A 20,998-nucleotide genomic window follows, 5' to 3' on the forward strand; every position below is an offset into this window, starting at 1 on the left:
CAATTCAATGGTGGGTTGGCACCAGCTCGCGCCGAAGAAAAACTTAAAGTCGTGTCCGGGATTAGTTGACCACTACAACATGCAGCGGCATGCCGTATTCATAGGAAGCAGCCTTGGAGGTGTCATTGGCCTGGGCCAGCCCGGCAAACGCGGTACAGGCGAGGGCGGTGGTGAGCAGGAACGGACGAATGTTCATGATGGACTCCGGTGCGACGGAAATGGAGTTCGGCATGTTGCAAGCCAAACCTGCCGCACTGGGCGTCAGCCAGGGGCTGAGGGCGTGCGGTTCAGTAGAGTTTTTGACCGCGGCGTTAAGCGATGGTTAACCGGGCTGAATGCCGGCTGTCTGGGCGGGGATTGTTTCGTGGGGGAGTCTCGGCGGATTCCTACAAGGGTGGATGCCTTGTCTGCTTTCGAGGGCTGGAGTGGGGCGGTTATGGTTTGGCGTCGCTGCAAAATCAGCGGCTTAGGTTTGGTCACCTAACGTAATCACCTGTGCATGTGTGCCATTATTCGCCCCGACGGACATTCGTGTCCGTGGAGTGCATTGCTGTGGCGGCTGTGTGCAGGGTCGCCTTCGGGCGAGCCGAGTCAGGTGGTTCTCGGTTGACCAAGCCTGTACACAGTCCGCCTCCCCATCGTTTGGTCACGGTGCTGGCGGTTACTTTCAAGCTGCCTTGAGTAATTCCAATGCCAATCCTGAAATTAAGCTCCGCCCGCTACCTCCCGCTCAACAGCGGCGTCACCGACAGCGCACCGCTGGTCATCGACACCCAAGCCAACCCGAAAGACCTCTTCGAAGCCGCCGTGCAACGCATCCGCGCCGCCAGCGACCTGCTCGAAACCCTGCACTGCCTGTGCTTCAAACACGCTGACGTCCAGGACATTCCCCACATCACCCATGCGCTGTACCTGCTGACGCAGGATGGCAGTGATTTGCTGCAGGTCGCGCAGCAGAAAATGTTGAACTGGCAGGCGCCGGTTTGATGATTTGAAAAACAGCGTGGTTTTCACGGGCAGAAGCATTATCTGCCCGTGATGCTGCTGGAGGTTTTCGGTGATTTAAAGGCGAGGCGCTTCCTCCGGGACTGGATCATTTATCAAATCAAAGATATCCGAACTACCTCGTATCAAGGGTCGTGGTAGACCACATGAGTTCGATCTTGTTTCCGGGGAGAAAATAGACATGCAATGTATCTTCTCCGGGCTTACGTTTTGGCAGGGACAACAGTGCTCGATGTTTCTCTATTTTCATGCCCTGGTCCTCCTGAGCTTTTGACATGCTCAAGATCCAAACCAATTTGGCATTTTCTCCAGAGATGTCCCAGCAGCAGGTGACGCCTCCGTTTCCACCCCAGTTATCATTTACCCAGTAGCTACCGACAGGCCTGTCCATGTAATTATGAGACGTCAACGCTGCGCCCGGCACTCGGGTTTTGCTATAAATGAAAAATATTAAAAATGGGACAGCAATGATAAAGATGCCGATTGCTAAGGCTCGGTTCTTCCATCTGCGTTGATTCAAACTATTCAGGCTTAACGACATTGAAAATTTCCAAGACTCTTTTTCACGAATCGGCTTTTAGGCATATTTGCTGATTCATTCAGACAGCGCCCTCATCACAACCCCAAGCGGCAACTTTTCCTCGACATACCGCTCTTTCGCGTTGTCCACATCGACCAATTCGCCGGGAGCACGAGATCCATCAATTGCAGGCTGGCAAACAGGCTGAAGTCTGCCGGGCCGACTAGCCTTCTGCGCTCACTGCGTCCAAAAACCTAATTTTTCTGGAAAGAAGGAAAGAGGTGGGTGTGTAGCTTTCCATTCAGTGGCGTATTTTATTGCTTCTTCAATTTGGGTGGGAGTCATCTTTTCTGCAATTGCAGGAAGCTTTCCTTCAACATAGGATTGGATATTTCCTCCCCCCATCAAGTTCTTGAAGTTGCGATATCAACGCATAACCTTTTATTAGGTCAATTGGATATCCAACTTTGTCAGGAGTGTGAGCAACGTACGCCCCATAACTACTGATCCCATTTACATATCCGGTTTTCGCTGCAGCCTCCAACCAGTACCGAACGCCTTCAAGATCATTTCGCTCAGAAAGAATAGTGCTGTACTCCATCATCGCCTTGGGGAATCCACCCTCGGAGGCACTTTTCAATAATTCCTCTTCTGCGTCTTTACGCTTCCATGGCAATAAAAATGTGTCTTCGCCATCAGCGTAACGAGTGGCGAGTAGCCATTGTCCAGGAGCATAACCTGCTTTGGCTGCCTTCTTCAGCCACTCTAAGTTGGCTGTCGCATCATACAAGACCACCATTGCTTCGCCGCTACCGTTCAACGCCAGTGGCTCTACTGTTTTTATCAGCAGTTCATGCCAGTCAGTGGGTTTTTTAATACCTGCAGGACACTGACTTATAACGGAGCATAGATCTCCAGTGGTGGTAGCAAGTTTGAACATCGCATAATAGTTACCTTGGGATGCTGAGGCTTCGTACCATTTTTGCGACTCCGTTGCCATTCGCTGCTTTTGTAGATGTAGCTCTTCGCCTAAATAAAATTGAGCTTCCGCATCTCCAGCTTCTGCTGCAATACGTAATTCGGGTTCGGCTGTTTTATATTGATTGAATAGTGTAATTCCGCGCTTTTTCGCGGCTTCTTGTTCAGGAGTGAGCTGAGCGAAAGCGTAGCTTGAAAATATTAATGCAAACAACGCCATGGCTTTTATTGGTGTGCGGAACATCTTGCTTCGTCCTTCTGCGTATTGCATCCTATTAACTGTTTTTTCACATATGACAAAAGTCTTTCTTGAAATTTAGCGCGATGACGTGAGTGGTTCAATTTTGTGTAGTTCCCCACGCCAGTAAATATAGTAGTTCCAAGCGCTGTCTTTAAACGTAATTAAGGGGGTGCGACCGTATTAGTCACCTAACTTGTCAGGAAAAAAAGAGAGCGGCGGGTGTGTGGCTTTCCACTTTTGTGCGAATACTTTTGCTTCCGCTATTTGCGTTTGTGTCATTTTTGCAGCGATTTTAGGAAGCTTATCATTGACGTTGGCATCCATGCCGCCTCCGCCATCAAGTTCTTTCAATAAATAAATCAAGGCGTACCCTTTGATGATGTCATAAGGGAAGCCATACGTATCAGGCTCATGGGCCAGGTCTGATCCATACCCGTACACCGTAGTGGCGAAGCCAATTGAGGCAGCCTGTTCGTTCCAATATCGAAAACTTTCCATGTCACCCTTCTCGAAAAGAATGGCAGCGTACTCCATCATTCCCTTGGGATTGCCTCCAAGAGCAGACGCCTTTGCCCAGTTCTCGACAGCTTCCGACCGTTTCCAAGGCAACAAAAAGGATCCATTACCTTCCTTATATCGAATAGCAAGCAGCCATTGACCTTGAGCAAAACCAGACTCTGCGGATTTTTTTAACCACTCCAACTGGCCAGTCGCCAAATACATGACATAAGCGGATTCGGCGTCACCCTTTTCAGCTTTAGATGTAGCCAACTCTTTAACTATATTCATCCACTCTGCCGAAGTTTTTTGCCCGGGAGGGCAGTTTTTCATCGTCGTACAGAGATCATTATCCGAGCGGGCGAGCCTAAGCATGGCGTACAGATCACCCTGTGCACTTGCTGCTTCCAACCATTTTTTTGCCTCAGGCGTAATGTATTGGCTTCTTTGTCGGATTTCTTCAGCTAGGTAGAACTGTGCTTCAGCGTCACCTGCTTCTGCAGCAATCCGAAGTTCCGCTTCAGCAGATTTATATTGATTAAAAAGCGTAATTCCTTTTTCTTTAGCAATCGCCTGATCGCTTGTAAGCGCCATCGCGGAATGAGATGCAAAGGCTAGGAACACAAAAAAAACTTGGGCTATTGATTTGTAGTGCTTATTTTTAATCATTTTACGCTATCGTCCGGTCCGGTATAGGTTGCTTTTCCACCTGGCAAATATGTTCTTCCGTAGTGTGTAATCCGAGAGCAATAGCCGTCTAGCCGCTCGCCAAGAGTTTTTACGTGCGCTTTGTATCGGGCTCGGGTGTCGTCACTTGTTCGATCTTGAAGTCGCATAACTGCTTCTGACATGAAGTTATCCATGTGAAGGCGGTTCTCGCAGTACTTCTGGTTTTGGTTCTGCTCTTTTGCCCCAAACCTGTTCATGCACATACAGGCTTCTTCAAATTGGCTTTTCGCCTTTGAAATAGTTCCATCTTTTTCGGCGCGCTTTAATATCCAACCAAGAATGCGCTCAATTGCTTTTTGCTGAAGAAGGTGAGCTTGGTCATGACTATATTCGGAAGCCTGGCTGCTGTCGGATAGCTTTATTGGAATTTTGAATGCTTCCGCTGCACTGGTAAGTGTCATTAGCATTGGGCCCAGCGCTCCCGGCGTAGCTGCTATGAACCACTCTTCCAGCTCTGCTTGGTTTCGATATGTCATGATGGTATGAGCAACGGTACCACCTCGACCGCCCCCCGTTAACGCCTCATACAACGACATCACCATATCAACACCCTGCATATAAGACATCGCCACTTCCATGCCGGCAGCACCTAGGAAGTTGAGCTTGTCGATGTAATCAGCCGCATCATCCGTCACAAAAATCAGCGATTTGTCCTGATTTTTGTGCATCTCACGGCGCAGCAGGTTAATCAAGTCAGTAACGCCGTCATACCCGACTTCAAACTGGAATTCGCCGCCGGCACCTGTGCCGACAATGAGAGAGGCCTTGAACCGCATGATGAAGCGGCCTTCGTGCAAGGAAATGCCAATGTCTGCGTTTGCACCGAGGCCGTAAGCGGCAGTAAATCCAGCTGTCAGTCTCGCTAGACTCGACCATTGGCTGGCTTTCGTGCTGTTGACGCTGTTACTCATTCCCGGTGTTGGCGCTGCGCGCAGGGCTGCTATGTCTTTTGGTGGTGCCCAGTTCAAGGCACCGGTCAGCAGAATCCCGGCTTGCACCCCAGCAAAAAGATTGAATTGGGCTTTAGCGCCGTCTTCCACCCGAACCTTGGCAGCGTCGCCCTCAAGTACAGGTTCACTTCGCGCGGTTGCGGCAGTCGCATTGGTGGTATCCGCGCGTTTTGCATCGGTGATTTCCGGAAGGTTGAGCCCGCCTTGCACGTTCGCGCGGCCCAACTGAACGCTGGAAGAAAGGAGGAGGGTTGCACCCGTATACCCCCAGGCTCTAGCGCCCAAGTGAATCGAGAACCGACCCAGGTTCAGATTTTTGCGGTTTTTCTCATAATCCAGGTAAGGCACCAGGATGTCTTTCGCTTGATCTCTCCCCGGAAGATCCATTTTCATCAATTCAACCTCACCGCGAGCGAGGTCGATTCCCAGACTTGCTTCGGCTTTGGCGGAGGCTTTGAAATTATCCGCAACGCTGAAGCTTGGGCCGCTGACTTTGGTAGCGGTGTGAATTGATGACTGCGGTGGGGTGAGGCAGCGAACCAGTTGAGCTTGAGGGCTGTTGTCGAACAGACGCAACGAGCTTCTGACTTCTTCCTTAAAAAGCAACTGACGAAGACGGAGCCCCCAATCTTTGCGCGCCCCCGCATCCTCAAACGTTTCGACCTTGTAGTTCTTTGACTTCAAGTAAGAGTGGAACATCTCAACGTCAAACCAGCCTTTTTCATCAAACCAGTCGCTCTGTTGGTCCTTGATGGCCAAAGCGCCTTGTTCACGAAGCCATTCATGGAAGGGGTTGTCGTCAGAGTCCGACTCTGCCTTTCCGTTGCTGTTACCTGGAAGTTTCTGCAAGTCCTTGCTTGCAGCGGCACCGATTTCGCTTGCGTCTTTCTTCAGCACCTTTGTGATGCCTTCAAGATTGAGCAGGCTCAGGTGTTTGACTGGACTGTTGGGGCTATTGAAAAGCGCGACTTCGCGCAAAGGAAATCCTGCCTTGACCAAGCGCTCTTCCGGTTTTGGTTGAAACTGCTCGGGCTCCCATAACAGGTGACGTAATGGCAAGGCAGCAGCCACTGCTGCCTCGGCGTCGTCACGAAGCTTCAGACGAGCTTGCTGGATACGCTGCCATTCTGCTTGCTCCGCTTCAACGATACCTGTCGGTGCCGCGACGTTCTGCCCGCTAGCGTCAATCCAGGCTTTATATTTCGAACGGATCTGCTCGGTGAGCTTGATCTGTTGCTGTTCCATCTCAAGGTAAGCCTTGAATTTCTCGATGCCTGCGCTGATATCGCCAGTGTCGGGAATGAGTGCAAACTCCGGCAGGGCCAAACCGTAGTCAGCAACTTTCAAGATCGAATCAATATACGCGGCGAAGTCTTTTTCGACTTTCTTGCGCTCGTTGGCGACTTCCTTCAAATAGCCACACATCCGGGCTTTGCCATCAATTACGCAGTTAGTCGCGTCCAGATAGGCTTTTTTGTTTTTTTGAAAGTCTTCTTCTTTCAGAGTCGTCAGCTTGCCACTGGAGGTGAGTGCCGAGCGCGCCTTCAGATAGGTCTGTACACGACTTCTCGCTTCGAGTGCTCCCGGAGAAAACAGGTTGCCGCTTTCGTAGGTGTAGCCTGCTACTTTGGCTTGCGCGACAGCGATGTTTTTCAGCTTCTTCCATTCGCTGTAGAGCCGCTGCAGTTTCTGCCCATCAGCGTTGGCTTCAAGCAGACTCGCTTGTTGTTGATTGGCAAGTTCCCGATTGCGAGCGTATTCGCTCTGGTCCGGTTGCTTGTCCAGCGCCGCACTGTTGCGGGCTTCTCGGCTGACAGCCTTCAAGCGCATAGCCATCGTGGGTTGCGCGATATCCGGCTCCTGAGCTTCGATTTCCAGCATTCGGCTTTTTTGCTCGCCTTGCAGGAAATTAGTCAGCTTTGGCTCAAGGAAGTATTCCAGCAGCCCTGCGGTGTTCATCCCCTTGAGCCGTTCTTCTGGAGACTTGCTTACGCTGATATGTTGTTCAAGTTCATTCATCGCTTCTTTGATCGAGCTGGCAGCACGTTCTGGCAATAGATAGAACATTTTTTCCTTGGTGGCGTAAATCACCTCACCATAGGACGTCGAGCAAGGTGTCTTTACCTTGTCGAACGCGTTGGAACAACTGTCAGGCGCTTTGGGCTGCGGATCAAGTTCCAGCGCTGGCTTGCTTTCAACCGGTGCTGTTTGGGTCGATGCATTTGCAGTTGGACCGTTGAGATTTTCCTTGGGGGCTTTCGAAATACCAGTTTCCATTTCGCTTCCATTCATTCTTTACGCGGACGGGGTCATCAGGCAGCGCTGGTGGAGAGTTGCTGCAGCTGCTGAACCTTGATGAACGACTCTTCCCTGGATTGCAGGATAGTCATTGCCTGAGGCTGCGTTTCGAGCAGAGGACCGTTGGTGATCTGGCCCAGCTGCAGTAAATGACGACCTTCATAAATGTTGTGGGCAACCAGTACATTGAGGTTTTCGACGAGGTTGGGCAGTTCCTCGTCAGTGGGTTCGCCATAGATGGCGTAATGCTCATCAACCCAATAGACCCAACCCAGATGTTCCTGAACCTTCGGCGCTGCTGGCGGCAGGTTGAACGCTGAGACGTCGCCCAGCCATTCAAGTTCCGAAACGCTGCGCCAGCTCAACCAGTGGCCCTGATTGCTACCAAAGTGAACCGGGGCAGGGCTGTAGACGTGTTGCCATGGGCCGAATAACTGATGCGAAGTTTCGTCTGCGGTATAGGCCAATGCGGCCCACAGGCTTGGCTTTTGGTAACTCAGAAGGCTTTGACCGCCGGACCCATCGTTGGCACGCAGCAGCCAGCGAGCATGGGCCAGTGCCTTGGCCGGCTCATCAGTGATGAGTGCAATGCCGGCGTAATTTTCTTCGCAGAGTTTTGCTGCTTCGGCAGCCAGACGACTGCCCCAAGGCGCGATCAGCCATAACGGGCCGTCATTGGCCATTTCAGCGAAATCGGTGGCGACAAACAGGCCTTGAGAGTCGATAGGCTCGCCGATGCGATAGAGGCGGCTCATGGTGTCAGGCTGACGGGTACGGTCAATGATGAAACACAGTGTCGAGCCGGCGTTCTCTCGGGGTAGCTGTTCGAATGCGTGGCGCGGAGCCGCCAACAAAGCACTCAGCGCTTTTACATGCATGTGCAATCCTTACGGCTGCAAGCGCCGTTACTCTGTTTTCCGCACAGCGGCGTGATACCGGATTCGTTCAGTCGTTTAGGCAGCGGGATCGGGACTTTCCCAGCCTTATCCGCATCCACCACCTTCATCGGCCCCGGCAACAACGGCGCTGCCGGTGTCCCCACGCCCGGCGCGCCGCCGGTGTTGATCTTCACTTCGGCGCCGCTGATGGTCACGCCGCCGGCATCGGCTTTGACGAAGCTGCCGCCGGCCTTGGCGGTCAGTTCCATTGCGCCTTCGATCACGACTTTCTGGCCGGCGTAGTAGTGGATCTCGGTTCCCGCTTCGACCAGTTGCGCCGTGCCGACCTTGAGGTGCTGGGTCACGGCGACGGTCAGGTGATCGTTGGCGCGCATTTCACTGATGCGATCCAGGTGAGTGATGCGGTGTTCTTCGACCTTGAACTCGCTGTAGGTGTTGGCTTCGACGGTGTCATGCCGCTCGTTGCCAACCCGAATCTTCTGATCGTGCTCGATGTTCTCGTCCCAGTCGCGCTGGGCGTGGAGGTAGATCTGTTCCGCGCCTTTCTTGTCTTCGATGCGGAACTCGTTATAGCCCTTGCCGCCGGGTGAACTCAGGGTCTTGAAGGTGCTGCGGGTCTTGTTCGCCGGCAGGTCGTAGGGGACGACGTTTTCTTTGTGGTACAGGCAGCCGGTCACCAGTGGTTGGTCGGGGTCGCCTTCGAGGAAGGTCACCAGTACTTCCATGCCGATGCGTGGAATGGCGATGCCGCCGTAGGCTGCGCCGGCCCAGCCGCTGGCGACGCGCAGCCAGCAGGTGGTCTTGTCGTCGGCCTGGCCTTCGCGGTCCCAGTGGAATTGCACCTTTACGCGGCCGTACTGGTCGCAATGGATTTCTTCGCCGGCGGGGCCGGTGACGATGGCGGTCTGGCTGCCGAGGACTTTCGGTTTCGGGTGTTCGAGGGCAGGGCGGTAGTGGGCGTCCCACGGGGTGGCCACGAAGCTGTTGCGGTAGCCCTGGTGGAAATCGCTCTTGTTGTCGGTGACGTCGCTGGTGACGTTTTCGCCCAGCACTTGCGGCTGTTTGCCTTCGTGGAAGATTTCCAACAGCAGCCACAAATCGTTCCACTCGGCGCGTGGGTGTTCGGCCAGGGTCATGAAGTGGCCGCTGGTCAGGGTCGGTTCGTCACCTTTGCCTTCGGCGAGTTTGTAGTCGCTGCGATGGCGCTCCAGCGCGCGGGTCGAGAGGAACTTGCCGCGCTCGCGCGTGGTGAAGCGGCCGGGGTAGTCGTAGTCTTCCAGGTCTGGCATGAACGCGGATTTGACCGCGCTTTCGGGCAGGATCTTCGGTTTTTCGAAATCGTAGTCACGGCGGCTGACGCGGCTGGTGCGGGTTTCCAGACGCAGGTTGAAACGCTTGATCACCGGTTTGTCGGCGGTCATGCCGGAGTCTTGCTGATAGTTCACCGGTTTCAGTTTGCGGAACACGGTCTGGTCGTCGCCGAACACCAGTTTGTGGCCGCTGCTACTGTGCTGGAAGTGGAAGTGAATGCCTTCCTCTTCGCACAGGCGCTGAATGAAATGCAGGTCGGATTCGTCGTACTGCACGCAGTAGTCGCGTTCCGGGTATTCGGCGCCGAGCTGGAAGCTGTAGGCGTTGGCCAGGATCCCGCGATCTTCCAGGACGCGGGCGATGATTTTCGGCACCGTCAGTTGCTGGAAGATCTGCTGGTCATGGTTGTGCCGCAGGTAGGCCAGTTGCGGCACCAGGCTCAGGCTGTAACGGGTCAGGGTCTTGCCGGAATCGCCTTGCTCGATGCGATACACCAGGCCGTGAATCTTGCCCTCGCCAGTGGCGCCGAAGGTCAGGCAGCCAGGCTTGTGCAGGAGTTCTTCAAGGTTGAGGTCGGGACGGGCGCTGACCAGTTCGAGGTCGAAACGGAACGGTTCGTTGAGGGCTTCGCGACCGGTAAAGCTGAGGACTTGCAGGTCGGCTGAAGCGCCTTCGAGCGTGAGGGTAATGTGGGTAGCATTGGCGTCCAGCATGCCTTGATTTCCGTCCTTTGGATTAGCGTGGGCGGATGGTGCAGGATTAAACCGCCTCGTTCAAGGCGCAAATGCCGTAGATGCACAGGCCCGAAGCCATAGGGAAAACCCTTAGGCCGGTTGTTTCGCCCCGTGAGACGGGCACTTGCGCACGACGGCTTCCGCACAATCGCCAACGTCAATGTTCAAGAACATGCAGTCAGTTTCAGACTAAAGTCGCCTGTAGCACGTCAAAGCCATCTGCCATCATTGCCGTTCACCCCCGCGTATTCACTTCCTCACGGTGCTTCACTGTTCCGGGACGGGAGCTGTTTTTGGTTGTTTGCGCCCAGCGCAATCGTTGTTCTGTTGGAGTTTTCAATGCGTCCCCCATTTCCCCTCATCACCCCGCGCCATTCGCTTGGCTTCGGAGCCTTTGTGCTGTGCGCCGGTTTTACCGCGCAGGTCCAGGCCAGCGGTTTTTTCGAAGACACCACGGCGAAGATCGAATCGCGCACGGTGTACTTCAACCGCGATTTCCGTGACGGGCACACCTCCAGTGATCAGGGCGCGTCCAAGCGCGAAGAGTCGGCGCAGGGTTTCATTCTCAATCTGCAATCGGGCTACACCGAAGGCACCGTCGGTTTCGGCATTGATGCGCTGGGCATGGCGGGTTTTCAGCTCGATTCCAGCCCGGACCGCAGTAACAGCGGCCTGTTGCCGTCCAGCGGTGACAACCCGCGGGGCTCGAAAGGTCAGTACGCGAAGATGGGCCTGACCGCCAAGGTCAAAGTCTCGGACACCGTGCTGAAATACGGCGCGTTGCTGCCGGATCTGCCGCTGCTCAAGTACAACGACGGCCGTCTGCTGCCGACGATGTTCAACGGTGCGATGCTGACCTCCAAAGAGGTGAAGGATTTGACCTTCATGGCCGCACGCCTGGACAAGTACACCGCCCGGGACTCCACCGATTCGCAAGACATCCGCGTGCACTGCAAGAACAAGCGCTACGCCTGCAACACCACCGCCGATCATTTCGACATGTATGGCTTCGACTACAAGATCAATGATCGCCTGACCGCGCAATATCACTACGCCGAGCTGGAAGACATCTATCGCCAGCACTTCGTGGGTCTGTTGGCCAATCAGCCGCTGGGTGACGGTGTGCTGAAAGCCGATCTGCGTTTACTGAAAAGCGCCGACAGCGGCGATGCGAAAGCCGGCTCAATCGACAACCGGGCGTTGAGCGGCATGCTGTCCTACGGCATCAGCGGCCACACCTTCAGCGCCGGTTGGCAGCGCATGAACGGCGACAACTCGATGCCGTATCTGGATGGCAGCAACCCGTACCTGGTGAACTACGTGCAGGTCAACGACTTCGCCGCCGCCCAGGAACGTTCGTGGCAACTGCGTTACGACTATGACTTCAAGGCGATTGGCATCAACGGCCTGAGCTTCCTGACCCGTTACGTGAACGGCGATCACATCAAGGTCCCGGGCAGCGATCAGGAAGGCAAAGAGTGGGAACGCGACAGCGAACTGAAGTACGTGATCCAGACCGGGACGTTCAAGGACGTGAGCCTGCGTTTGCGTAATGCGACGTATCGGACGAACTACGAGAAGTTTGCCCGGGACGTGGATGAGACCCGGTTGATTGTGAGTTACAACTTTTCGGTGTTGTAAATCCGGGCCGAAAAAAACCATCGCGAGTTAACTCGTGATGGTTTTTTTTCGGCTTGGGATCAGAGCCAATGCCAGAACCGGCTCCAGAACCCGCGATTCAGATCATCCTTGCACGCTGCGTATTGCTGACCGTACATGTCCGAGCGGTTCTGCACCTTGCGCGCCACCGGCATCAGCCATGCCTTGCTGGCGTAGGTCTTCTGGCGAAAACCGCCCCAGCCTTCGTGATAGTTGAGGTACTGGTTGTAGGCGTCGTACTTGTACACGCCGTTGATCGAGGTGGTCTTGTCCATGTACCAGCCGACGAAGTCGATGGCGTCATCGAAGTCTTCGCGGTCGGCGCCATAGCGGCCGGTGCTTTTCTGGTAGTCGGACCAGACCTCATCCTTGGCCTGCGCATAGCCCGAGGCCGTCGAAACCCGACCCCACGGGATCACCCACAACAGGTATTTACGCGGCGTCTTGGCGTCGTAGCGGTAGCCGGACTCCTGATACATGATCGCGAACGGCACCTGGATCGGTACGCCCCAGCGCTTTTGCGTGACTTGCGCTGCGTCGTACCAATCACTCTTTTCGCGGAAAATCTCGCAGAGGTTTTCCGGCGAACGCGGCGGCGATGTTCCGCAACCGGTCAACAGTGCCGCCAATACCAACAGTCCAACCGTGCGCCGCGAATTCAAAAGCCGTCATCCCGTCGTGCAAAAAAGGGCGCCAGTCTACGCGCTCAGGTCAACTGGTGGCGATAAGGCAAATCCGGACCTGTTTTGCTGCATGTAAGGGCGGCGGCCTGTACGGCAAACCTGAGCATGCCGTCGATCTGTTCGCGACTGAGGTGCTGCACGCCTTCCACCGAATCCAGCTCATGCTCGGTCAGCCAGGTGATCAACGCGGCCTGGAAGGTATCGCCGGCGCCGACGGTGTCGGCGATCTTCACTGAAGACGCGGGCACCGACCATGAGCCGTGAGCGCGGCTGAAGACTGTTGCGCCTTCACCGCCACGGGTCAGGAACACCACCTGGCAGCGATGCTGCAGCCAGCCTTCGATGACGCGCGCCGGATCCTGCTCGGGATACAGCAGGCTCAAATCTTCGTCGCTGACTTTGATCAGGTCCGCCAACGGCACCAGCGTGGCGATCCGCTCGCGCCACAGGTCGATGTTCGGCTCGGGGTTGAGGCGCACGTTCGGGTCGAGGCTGATCAGGCGTTTGCCGCTTTCGCGCTGTACCAACGCAAGCAACGTGTCGGCAATCGGTTGCACCACCAGCGAGAAGGAACCGAAGTGCAAGCCACGCACTTCAGGGCCCAACGTTGGCAGGTGCGCCAGGCTCAACTGCCGGTCGGCGCAACCTTCACCGCGGAAGCTGTAATGGGGCGAGCCATTGGCGCCCACCGCGACCATCGCCAGGGTGGTCGGCGCGGCGAAATCCACCAGGTAATCCTGGCGGACGCCTTCATCCTGCAGCACCTGCTGCAAGCGTCGGCCGAGGTAGTCGGTGGACAACCCGCCGAACAGCGCCGAATCAACGCCCAACCGGCGCAAACCCACCGCCACGTTGAACGGCGAGCCACCGGCAATCGCCTTGAAATTGACTTTCGATGCCTGCCCGCCGGCATCGTCTTCGCTGAAGAAATCGAACAGTGCTTCGCCACACACCAGGTACATAGTTGTTTGCTCTTTATAAGGTTGCGACATGCAGTCGATAGCGTTCATAGGCCTGCTGGAAAGCCGCGACATTCGCGGTGATCGGCAGGGTTTCACTGTTCAGGTCGAGCTTCACGCAGCGCTCGCACAGGTCGGCCAGGGTGTCTTCGTGGCCGTTCGACCACGACGTGCACCACGCCGCCTGAATCGCCGCACCGAGGGCGGCGGCTTCGCTCTGCTCGGTGCAGATCACCGGGGTGTTCATGATGTCGGCGACGATCTGCCGCCATACCGCGCTTTTCGAACCGCCGCCGATCAGGCAAATGCTGCGGCTTTGTAAACCATTCTGACGCAACAGATCCAGTCCATAACGCAGGCCGAAGGTGGTGCCCTCGACGGCGGCGCGGCACAGATTGGCCTGGGTCAGGTTATCGATGGTCAGGCCGTGCAGGCTGCCGGTGGCGTGGGGCAGGGGCGGCACGCGTTCGCCATTGAGGAACGGCAACATGCTCACCCCCTCGGCGCCGATCGGAGCCTGGGCCACCAAGGCGTTGAAGGCATCGAGATCGAGGTCGAACAATTCGCGGATCGCGCCGGTGGCGTTGGTCAGGTTCATGGTGCAGATCAACGGCAGCCAACCGCCGCTCGAGGAACAGAAAGTCGCGACCGATGCATCCGGGCTGACCTTCGGCGCCTCGGCGTAGGCGTACACCGTGCCGGAAGAACCGAGGCTCATGGTGATCGCCCCCGGCTGAATATTGCCGGTGCCGATGGCGCCCATCATGTTGTCGCCGCCGCCACTGGACACCACTGCGTTGGGGTTGATACCCAGCTGTTCGGCAATCGCCGGCAGGATCGTGCCGACCGCTTGATGGGCGTCGATCAGTTCCGGCAGCGCGGCTTGCAGATGACCGCTGGCATCGATGTCACGCAGCAGCTGCAAATCCCATTGGCGGGTGCGCACGTTGAAGTACCCGGTACCGGACGCATCGCCGTATTCGCTGCACGAACGGCCGGTGAGCCAGAAGTTCAGGTAGTCGTGGGGCAGCAAGATCCGCGCGATGCGCGAGAACACTTCTGGATGCTGTTCCTTGGTCCACAACAGTTTCGACACCGTGTAACCCGGCGCGATGACCACGCCGAGGCGTTCCAGCGAGCCTTGTTCACCGCCCAGATGAGCCAGCAGTTGATCGTTCTCTGCCGTGGTTTCGGTGTCGCACCAGAGCTTGGCCGGGCGCAGCACCTGGCCTTGATCGTCAAGCAGTACCAGCCCGTGCTGCTGGCCGGAGACGCCGATGCCGAGGATCGATTGACCGTCGACATTCGCCGCCAGCAGGGCGCGGCGAGTGGCGAGGGCGAAGGCCTCCAGCCATTGCGCGGTGTCTTGTTCGCGACGGCCGTTGGCGCCGCTGATCATCGTGTGCGCGGCAGCGCCCTGGCCGAGGACCTGACCGCTGGTGGCGTCGAGGATGATGGCTTTGGTGCCTTGGGTGCCGCAGTCGATGCCGAGGAAGAGTTGTTGGTTATTCATGTGCGCTCCACGAAGATCCAGATCGTTCCCACGCTCTGCGTGGGAATGCAGCCCGGGACGCTCCGCGTCCCCATTCAACAGCGGACGCAGAGCGTCCATTGATGCACTCCCACGCGGACGGTTCGACGCCTCGACGTGGGAACGATCAGGTCAACAGGTGTTCGAGAGTTCGAGTTACGCCTTCTTCGCGCAAGCTGTTCAGGCACCACTCAAAGGCTGCGACAAATTCTGGCGAACGCGGTATCGCTGTACCGAAGATTTCTTCAACCCCCAACAGCCGCTCAGTGATCAAAGCATCCTGCGCCACCAACCCCTGACAGAACGCCGCCCGAGGATCCGGAATCGAGTAAGTGTCGCCATTCTCGTCCACGCCCTTCAAGTAAAGCGCCCAGGCCGCCACCACCAGCGCCGCCCGCTTGGTCTCGCGCCCATCGGTAATCAACCGGTTGATCGTCGGAATGGTGAACTTGGGAAACTTCGACGACCCATCCGAGCAAACACGCTCAAGCTGATCGGCAATCGCCTGATTGGAAAACCGCGCCACCAGCGTGTCCTTGTACTCGGTCAGGTCGATGCCCGGCACCGGCGCCAGTTGCGGGGTCACGTCCAGGTCCATGTAGGCGCGCATGTAGCGCACGAACAGCGGGTCGTTCATGGTTTCGTGAACGAAGCGGTATCCCTTCAAAAAGCCCAGGTACGTCAGCGCCAGATGGCTGCCGTTGAGCAGTTTGATCTTCATCTCTTCGTAGGGGGAAACATCGTCGGTGAACTGCACGCCGACCTTTTCCCAGGCCGGACGACCGTTGACGAATTTGTCTTCCAGCACCCATTGCACGAAGGGCTCGCAAACCACCGGCCAGGCGTCGTCGACGGCGTGTTTGTCCGCCAGTTGCAGGCGATGGGCGGTGCTGGTCATCGGCGTGATGCGATCGACCATGGCGTTGGGGAAGCTGACGTTGGCGTCAATCCAGTCGCGCAGGTCCGGATCGAGCAGCGCGGCGAAGGCCAGAAGCGCCTTGCGGGTCACCGCGCCGTTGTGCGGCAGGTTATCGCAGGACATCACCGTGAAGGCCGCAATGCCCGCCGCACGCCGCCTGGCCAGCGCGGCACAGAGGAAGCCGAACACGGTTTTCGGCTGTTGCGGGTCAGTCAGGTCGTGCTGAATCTGCGGCAGGTGTGCCATGAACTCGCCATTGCTGTCATCGATGCAATAACCGCCCTCGGTGATGGTCAGCGAGACGATGCGGATCTGCGGATCGGCGAGTTTGTCGATCAGCACCTGGGCGCTGTCTTCGGCCAGCAGCATGTCGCGGATCGCACCGATGACGCGGACTTCGGTGTCGTCGCTGTCGCCCAGTTCGAACAGGGTGAACAGGTAGTCCTGCTCCTTGAGGTCATCACGGGCGCGGCGGTCCTCGGCGCGCAGGCCGACGCCGCAGATGGCCCAGTCCAGCGCTTCGCCGGTGTTCATCAGCGCGTCGGTGTAATACGCCTGATGCGCGCGATGGAAACCGCCGACGCCAATGTGGGCGATGCCTTGGCGGGTGTCGCTGAGGCTGTAGGTCGGCAGTTGTACTTCGGCGACCAGGCGGTTGAGGTTTTGTTTGTTCAGTTTCATCGGGTCAGTCTCGAAGTCAGGCGGCCGCGCGCAACGGGCGGGTCAGCGCCACGCCGTCGGCATCGAACAGATGGCAGTGGGCAGCGTCCAGGTGCAGGTTCAGTTGTTCGCCGTAACGGCTCGCCAGATCACCACGCACGCGCATGGTCAGGGCTTCGCCGGCGTTGGTCTTGACGTGGCAGAAGGTGTCGCTGCCCAGCCGCTCGCTGACGTCGGCGGTGACTTGCAGGGTGCAGTCGCCCGCTTGCGCCAGTTCCAGATGTTCCGGGCGAATGCCGAGCGTCACGGCGCTGCCGACGCTCAGGTTCGCCGCGTTGAACGGCAGGGTGATGCGGGTGCCGGCGTCCAGCGAGACTTCGCAGCTCGCGCCGTCGATACGGGCGATCTGGCCTTTGAGGAAGCCCATTTTCGGCGTGCCGAGGAAGCCGGCGACGAACAGGTTGGCGGGGTGGTGATACAGCTCCAGCGGCGAGCCGACCTGCTCGATCTTGCCGGCATTGAGCACCACGACCTTGTCGGCCATGGTCATGGCTTCGACCTGATCGTGGGTCACGTAGATCATCGTCGCTTTCAAATCTTTGTGCAGGCGCAGCAGTTCCAGGCGCATCTGCACCCGCAGCGCGGCGTCGAGGTTGGACAGCGGCTCGTCGAACAGGAAGATTTTCGGGTTGCGCACGATCGCCCGGCCGATAGCTACGCGCTGACGCTGGCCGCCGGACAGCTGTTTCGGCTTGCGCTCGAGCATCGGCCCCAGTTCGAGGATGCGCGCCGCTTCGCCGACTTTTTTCTCGACTTCGGCTTTCGGTACGCCAGCCAGGTCGAGGGCGAACGACATGTTTTTCTTCACGGTCATGTGCGGGTACAGCGCGTAGGTCTGGAACACCATCGCCAGATCGCGCTTGGCCGGGCTGACTTCGGTGATGTCGCGCCCGTCCAGTTCGATGGTGCCGCCGCTGACTTCTTCAAGGCCGGCGATCAGTCGCAGCAGGGTGGATTTGCCGCAGCCCGACGGGCCCACGAACACCACGAATTCCTTGTCGTTCACCTCAAGGTCGATGCCCTTGATGATGGAAAAACCTTCGAAGCCTTTTTGCAGATTCTTGATTTTCAGGTTGGCCATGGTGGCGCTCCTTTTGCGAATTCTTATTTGACGGCGCCGAACGACAGGCCGCGCACCAGTTGTTTCTGGCTGATCCAGCCGAAGATCAGGATCGGTGCGCATGCCAGGGTCGAAACGGCCGACAACTTGGCCCAGAACAACCCTTCGGGGCTTGAGTAGGAGGCGATCAACGCGGTCAGTGGCGCGGCTTTGGACGAAGTCAGGTTCAGCGACCAGAACGCCTCGTTCCAGCACAGGATCAGCGACAGCAGCACGGTCGACGCGAGGCCGCCCTTGGCGATCGGCAGCAGCACGCGGAGCATTTCCTGGGCGAGGGTGGCGCCGTCGAGGCGGGCGGCTTCGAGGATGTCCTTGGGGATGTCCTTGAAGTAGGTGTAAACCATCCAGACCACGATCGGCAGGTTGATCAGCGTGTAGATCACGATCAGCGCGATGCGCGTGTCGAGCAGGCCGAAACTCTTGGCCAGCAGGTAGATCGGCATCAGCACGCCCACCGGTGGCAGCATCTTGGTGGAGAGCATCCACAACAGCGTGCCCTTGGTGCGCTGGGTTTCGTAGAACGCCATCGAGTAGGCCGCCGGCACTGCGATCAGCAGGCAAAGAGCGGTAGCGCTGAAGGAAATCACCACCGAGTTCCAGGCGAAACTGAAGTAGTCGCTGCGCTCGTTGATGTGCAGGTAGTTCTCCAGCGTCGGGGTGAAGATGAACTGCGGTGGCGTGGCGAAGGCGTCGATTTCGGTCTTGAAACTGGTCAGCACCATCCAGAAGATCGGGAAGAAAATGATGATCGCGATGGCCCAGGCCAGCGTGCCGAGCAGCAGGCTTTGCAGCCGGCGGGATTGTTGAAGAGTCATGGCAGGCCTCAGGCTTTGTCAGTCAGGTTTTTGCCGATCATCCGCACCAGAATGATCGCGGCGATGTTGGCGATGACCACGGCGATCAGCCCGCCGGCCGAGGCCATGCCGACGTCGAACTGCACCAGCGCCTGGTTGTAGATCAGGTAGGCAAGGTTGGTCGAGGCGTAGCCGGGGCCGCCGTTGGTGGTGGTGAAGATCTCGGCGAACACCGACAACAGGAAGATGGTTTCGATCATCACGACCACCGCAATCGGCCGCGCCAGGTGCGGCAGGGTCAGGTGCCAGAAGATCGCGATCGGGCCGGCGCCGTCGAGGCGGGCGGCTTCCTTCTGTTCCTGGTCGAGGGACTGCATGGCGGTCATCAGGATCAGGATCGCGAAGGGCAGCCATTGCCACGACACAATGATGATGATCGACAGCAGCGGGTAGTGCGCCAGCCAGTCCACCGGCTGCGCGCCGAACAGCTTCCAGAGGTAGGCGAGGATCCCGGATACCGGGTGGAAGATCAGGTTCTTCCAGATCAGTGCACCGACGGTGGGCATGATGAAGAACGGCGAAATCAGCATCACCCGCACGATGCCGCGGCCGAAGAATTCGCTGGCCTCCAGCAACGCACTGATCAACACGCCGAACACCACGCTGATCAGCAGCACGCTGCCTACCAGCAGCAAGGTATTGGTGGCGCCGGGAATGAAGCCGGAGTCGGTCAGGAAGTAGGTGAAGTTTTCCAGCCCGACGAACTCGTTAACGCCGGGGTCGAGCAGGTTGTAGCGGATCATCGAGAAATAGACGGTCATGCCCAGCGGCACGATCATCCACAGCAGCAACAGGGCCACCGAAGGGCTGACCAGAAACCAGCCGGGATTGGCCACCCGGCTTTTGCGCCGGGGCTGCGACAGGTCGATGTGGGCTTTGGCAGTTGAAGTATTCATGGCGATCACAACCGAGTCATACAGACCTATGGAGATCCCCGGTGGGCGCGCGCCAGCACGCGAAAGCGGACTTTCAGTCGACATCCATGTTGAATGTCAGATTGCTTTCGCGAGCAAGCTCGCTCACACAGGAGGCAGGAGTAGCTTTTCGCAGGATTACTTCGGATAACCCGCGCGCTTCATCTCGCGTTCGGTGGTTTGCTGCGCGGCGGTCAAAGCCTGGTCGACCGTGGTCTGGCCAATCAGCGCTGCCGAGAACAGCTTGCCGACCTGAGTGCCCACGCCCTGGAATTCAGGAATGGTCACCAGTTGGATACCGATGTAAGGCACCGGTTTGAGGGTCGGTTTGCTTGGGTCAGCCGCTTTCAGCGATTCCAGCGTGACCTTGGCAAACGGCGCGGCGCTCATGTAAGCATCGCTGTAGGTCGAGGCGCGGGTGCCCGGCGGAACGTTGGCGATGCCATCGGTCTTGGCGACCAGTTCGCCGTATTCCCTGGAGGTGGCCCAGGCGCTGAATGCTTTGGCGGCATCCTTGGCCTTGGAACTGGTCGGAATCGCCAGTGCCCACGAGTACAGCCACGCCGAGCCCTTGTCGGTGACCTGATGCGGTGCGTAGGTGAAGCCGACGTGATCGGCGACCTTGCTTTGGGTCTTGTCGGTGACGAACGAGCCGGCGACGCTGGCATCGACCCAGATCGCGCACTTGCCGCTGTTGAACAGCGCGAGGTTTTCGTTGAAACCGTTGCTGGAGGCACCCGGCGGGCCGGACTTCTTCATGGTGTCGACGTAGAAGTTCAGCGCGTTTTTCCACTCCGGACCGTTGAATTCCGGTTTCCACTGCTCATCGAACCAGCGCGCGCCATAAGCGTTGGCCACGGTGGTGATCAGTGCCATGTTCTCACCCCAGCCGGCCTTGCCGCGCAGGCAGATGCCGTACTGTTCCTTGTCCTTGTGGGTGAGTTTTTCAGCGAAGCCGGCGATCTGTTCCCAGGTCGGACGCTCGGGCATGGTCAGGCCGGCTTCCTTGAACAGGTCGGTGCGGTAGTAGGTGATGGAGCTTTCGGCGTAGAACGGCAGGGCGTACAGCGAACCCTTGACTGACAGGCCTTCGCGCACTGACGGGAACACATCGTCGAGGGTGTAGCTGGCCGGCAGATCCTTCATCGGTTCGAGCCAGCCCTTGGCGCCCCAGAGTGCGGCTTCGTACATGCCGATGGTCAATACGTCGAACTGCCCGCCCTGGGTGGCGATGTCGGTAGTCAGGCGCTGACGCAGGACGTTTTCTTCCAGCACCACCCAATTGAGCTTGATATCCGGATGCTCGGTCTCGAAGGTTTTCGAGAGCTTTTGCATGCGGATCATGTCGCTGTTGTTGACGGTGGCGATGGTCAGGGTCTGGGCGCCAAGGCTGACGCTGCTGAGGGTCATGCAGGTGAGGGCCAGCAGAGCTTTTGCAGTGGGTTGCATCGTGCACTCCTTTTCTGCACCCGGTGG

At 57.4% G+C, this 20,998-nt stretch carries 17 protein-coding genes and 1 pseudogene; 3 read left to right on the top strand and 15 right to left on the bottom strand.

The window, feature by feature from the left end; translation table 11 throughout:
- Positions 1 to 67 precede the first annotated feature (67 nt).
- A pseudogene (locus tag ACKJSM_RS17170) lies at positions 68 to 196 on the bottom strand (DUF2790 domain-containing protein); the annotation flags it as partial.
- On the opposite strand from ACKJSM_RS17170, the gene ACKJSM_RS17175 reads away from it, so the two are divergent.
- Entirely contained in the window at positions 189 to 326 is a 138-nt protein-coding gene (locus ACKJSM_RS17175; protein WP_170929350.1) for a hypothetical protein, read from the top strand. The pseudogene ACKJSM_RS17170 and the gene ACKJSM_RS17175 sit on opposite strands and share 8 nt — an antisense overlap.
- Before the next feature lie 364 nt (positions 327 to 690).
- Entirely contained in the window at positions 691 to 987 is a 297-nt protein-coding gene (locus ACKJSM_RS17180; RefSeq protein ID WP_074690670.1) for a hypothetical protein, read from the top strand.
- Between the two features lie 133 nt (positions 988 to 1,120).
- Here the strand turns inward: ACKJSM_RS17180 and ACKJSM_RS17185 are convergent, their stop codons facing one another.
- From ACKJSM_RS17185 to ACKJSM_RS17210, 6 genes are all read right to left on the bottom strand, one after another.
- Positions 1,121 to 1,546 carry a hypothetical protein gene (locus tag ACKJSM_RS17185; protein ID WP_410238360.1) on the bottom strand — a complete coding sequence of 142 codons (426 nt, stop codon included), beginning with the start codon at positions 1,544 to 1,546 and terminating at the stop codon, positions 1,121 to 1,123.
- A gap of 352 nt (positions 1,547 to 1,898) precedes the next feature.
- Entirely contained in the window at positions 1,899 to 2,747 is an 849-nt protein-coding gene (locus ACKJSM_RS17190) for a tetratricopeptide repeat protein (protein ID WP_410238361.1), read from the bottom strand.
- 177 nt (positions 2,748 to 2,924) lie between these two features.
- The gene (locus tag ACKJSM_RS17195) at positions 2,925 to 3,911 is read right to left on the bottom strand and encodes a tetratricopeptide repeat protein (RefSeq protein WP_011334043.1); all 987 of its coding nucleotides are present in this window, start codon (positions 3,909 to 3,911) and stop codon (positions 2,925 to 2,927) included.
- A complete protein-coding gene (locus tag ACKJSM_RS17200) occupies positions 3,908 to 7,198 on the bottom strand; it encodes a hypothetical protein (protein ID WP_410238362.1) in 3,291 nt (1,096 codons plus the stop codon). Before ACKJSM_RS17200 ends, ACKJSM_RS17195 begins: the two co-directional genes overlap by 4 nt.
- 35 nt (positions 7,199 to 7,233) lie before the next feature.
- A complete protein-coding gene (locus ACKJSM_RS17205; protein WP_410238363.1) occupies positions 7,234 to 8,097 on the bottom strand; it encodes a hypothetical protein in 864 nt (287 codons plus the stop codon).
- On the bottom strand, positions 8,088 to 10,142 hold the full coding sequence (locus ACKJSM_RS17210; protein ID WP_410238364.1) for a type VI secretion system tip protein VgrG: 2,055 nt from the start codon (positions 10,140 to 10,142) through the stop codon (positions 8,088 to 8,090). The genes ACKJSM_RS17205 and ACKJSM_RS17210 overlap by 10 nt, the downstream gene beginning before the upstream one ends.
- Before the next feature lie 360 nt (positions 10,143 to 10,502).
- Here ACKJSM_RS17210 and ACKJSM_RS17215 point away from each other — a divergent pair, with 360 nt between their 5' ends.
- The gene (locus tag ACKJSM_RS17215; protein WP_410238365.1) at positions 10,503 to 11,804 is read left to right on the top strand and encodes an OprD family porin; all 1,302 of its coding nucleotides are present in this window, start codon (positions 10,503 to 10,505) and stop codon (positions 11,802 to 11,804) included.
- Positions 11,805 to 11,863: 59 nt separating this feature from the next.
- Here ACKJSM_RS17215 and ACKJSM_RS17220 read toward each other — a convergent pair whose 3' ends face one another.
- From ACKJSM_RS17220 to ACKJSM_RS17255, 8 genes are all read right to left on the bottom strand, one after another.
- Positions 11,864 to 12,484: a hypothetical protein gene (locus ACKJSM_RS17220; RefSeq protein WP_085610228.1), complete on the bottom strand. Its 621-nt coding sequence runs from the start codon at positions 12,482 to 12,484 to the stop codon at positions 11,864 to 11,866.
- Between the two features lie 44 nt (positions 12,485 to 12,528).
- Positions 12,529 to 13,467: a carbohydrate kinase family protein gene (locus ACKJSM_RS17225; RefSeq protein ID WP_410238366.1), complete on the bottom strand. Its 939-nt coding sequence runs from the start codon at positions 13,465 to 13,467 to the stop codon at positions 12,529 to 12,531.
- A gap of 13 nt (positions 13,468 to 13,480) precedes the next feature.
- The gene (gene xylB, locus ACKJSM_RS17230) at positions 13,481 to 14,977 is read right to left on the bottom strand and encodes a xylulokinase (RefSeq protein WP_410238367.1); all 1,497 of its coding nucleotides are present in this window, start codon (positions 14,975 to 14,977) and stop codon (positions 13,481 to 13,483) included.
- Between the two features lie 145 nt (positions 14,978 to 15,122).
- Complete coding sequence (locus tag ACKJSM_RS17235) at positions 15,123 to 16,595, bottom strand: mannitol dehydrogenase family protein (protein WP_410238368.1); 1,473 nt, start codon at positions 16,593 to 16,595, stop codon at positions 15,123 to 15,125.
- A 16-nt stretch (positions 16,596 to 16,611) separates the two neighbouring features.
- Entirely contained in the window at positions 16,612 to 17,715 is a 1,104-nt protein-coding gene (locus ACKJSM_RS17240; RefSeq protein WP_236178540.1) for an ABC transporter ATP-binding protein, read from the bottom strand.
- Positions 17,716 to 17,738: 23 nt separating this feature from the next.
- Positions 17,739 to 18,569 (bottom strand): carbohydrate ABC transporter permease, encoded by an 831-nt coding sequence (locus ACKJSM_RS17245; protein ID WP_007957423.1) that lies wholly within the window; start codon positions 18,567 to 18,569, stop codon positions 17,739 to 17,741.
- Between the two features lie 8 nt (positions 18,570 to 18,577).
- Positions 18,578 to 19,504 (bottom strand): carbohydrate ABC transporter permease, encoded by a 927-nt coding sequence (locus tag ACKJSM_RS17250; RefSeq protein WP_236178541.1) that lies wholly within the window; start codon positions 19,502 to 19,504, stop codon positions 18,578 to 18,580.
- A 156-nt stretch (positions 19,505 to 19,660) separates the two neighbouring features.
- On the bottom strand, positions 19,661 to 20,971 hold the full coding sequence (locus ACKJSM_RS17255) for an ABC transporter substrate-binding protein (RefSeq protein WP_410238369.1): 1,311 nt from the start codon (positions 20,969 to 20,971) through the stop codon (positions 19,661 to 19,663).
- Positions 20,972 to 20,998: the final 27 nt, after the last annotated feature.

It is taken from the genome of Pseudomonas sp. PHC1 (assembly GCF_046487845.1).
GTDB classification, from domain to species: Bacteria; Pseudomonadota; Gammaproteobacteria; order Pseudomonadales; family Pseudomonadaceae; genus Aquipseudomonas; species Aquipseudomonas sputi.

Excerpts from the sequence above, each read along its gene's own strand:
- ACKJSM_RS17250 (WP_236178541.1), bottom strand. The coding sequence starts at position 19,504 with ATGAATACTTCAACTGCCAAAGCCCACATCGACCTGTCGCAGCCCCGG.
- ACKJSM_RS17210 (WP_410238364.1), bottom strand. The coding sequence starts at position 10,142 with ATGCTGGACGCCAATGCTACCCACATTACCCTCACGCTCGAAGGCGCT.
- ACKJSM_RS17205 (WP_410238363.1), bottom strand. The coding sequence starts at position 8,097 with ATGCATGTAAAAGCGCTGAGTGCTTTGTTGGCGGCTCCGCGCCACGCA.
- ACKJSM_RS17245 (WP_007957423.1), bottom strand. The coding sequence starts at position 18,569 with ATGACTCTTCAACAATCCCGCCGGCTGCAAAGCCTGCTGCTCGGCACG.
- ACKJSM_RS17190 (WP_410238361.1), bottom strand. The coding sequence starts at position 2,747 with ATGTTCCGCACACCAATAAAAGCCATGGCGTTGTTTGCATTAATATTT.
- xylB (WP_410238367.1), bottom strand. The coding sequence starts at position 14,977 with ATGAATAACCAACAACTCTTCCTCGGCATCGACTGCGGCACCCAAGGC.
- ACKJSM_RS17235 (WP_410238368.1), bottom strand. The coding sequence starts at position 16,595 with ATGAAACTGAACAAACAAAACCTCAACCGCCTGGTCGCCGAAGTACAA.
- ACKJSM_RS17180 (WP_074690670.1), top strand. The coding sequence starts at position 691 with ATGCCAATCCTGAAATTAAGCTCCGCCCGCTACCTCCCGCTCAACAGC.
- ACKJSM_RS17195 (WP_011334043.1), bottom strand. The coding sequence starts at position 3,911 with ATGATTAAAAATAAGCACTACAAATCAATAGCCCAAGTTTTTTTTGTG.
- ACKJSM_RS17225 (WP_410238366.1), bottom strand. The coding sequence starts at position 13,467 with ATGTACCTGGTGTGTGGCGAAGCACTGTTCGATTTCTTCAGCGAAGAC.
- ACKJSM_RS17255 (WP_410238369.1), bottom strand. The coding sequence starts at position 20,971 with ATGCAACCCACTGCAAAAGCTCTGCTGGCCCTCACCTGCATGACCCTC.
- ACKJSM_RS17240 (WP_236178540.1), bottom strand. The coding sequence starts at position 17,715 with ATGGCCAACCTGAAAATCAAGAATCTGCAAAAAGGCTTCGAAGGTTTT.
- ACKJSM_RS17185 (WP_410238360.1), bottom strand. The coding sequence starts at position 1,546 with ATGTCGTTAAGCCTGAATAGTTTGAATCAACGCAGATGGAAGAACCGA.
- ACKJSM_RS17175 (WP_170929350.1), top strand. The coding sequence starts at position 189 with ATGTTCATGATGGACTCCGGTGCGACGGAAATGGAGTTCGGCATGTTG.
- ACKJSM_RS17215 (WP_410238365.1), top strand. The coding sequence starts at position 10,503 with ATGCGTCCCCCATTTCCCCTCATCACCCCGCGCCATTCGCTTGGCTTC.
- ACKJSM_RS17200 (WP_410238362.1), bottom strand. The coding sequence starts at position 7,198 with ATGGAAACTGGTATTTCGAAAGCCCCCAAGGAAAATCTCAACGGTCCA.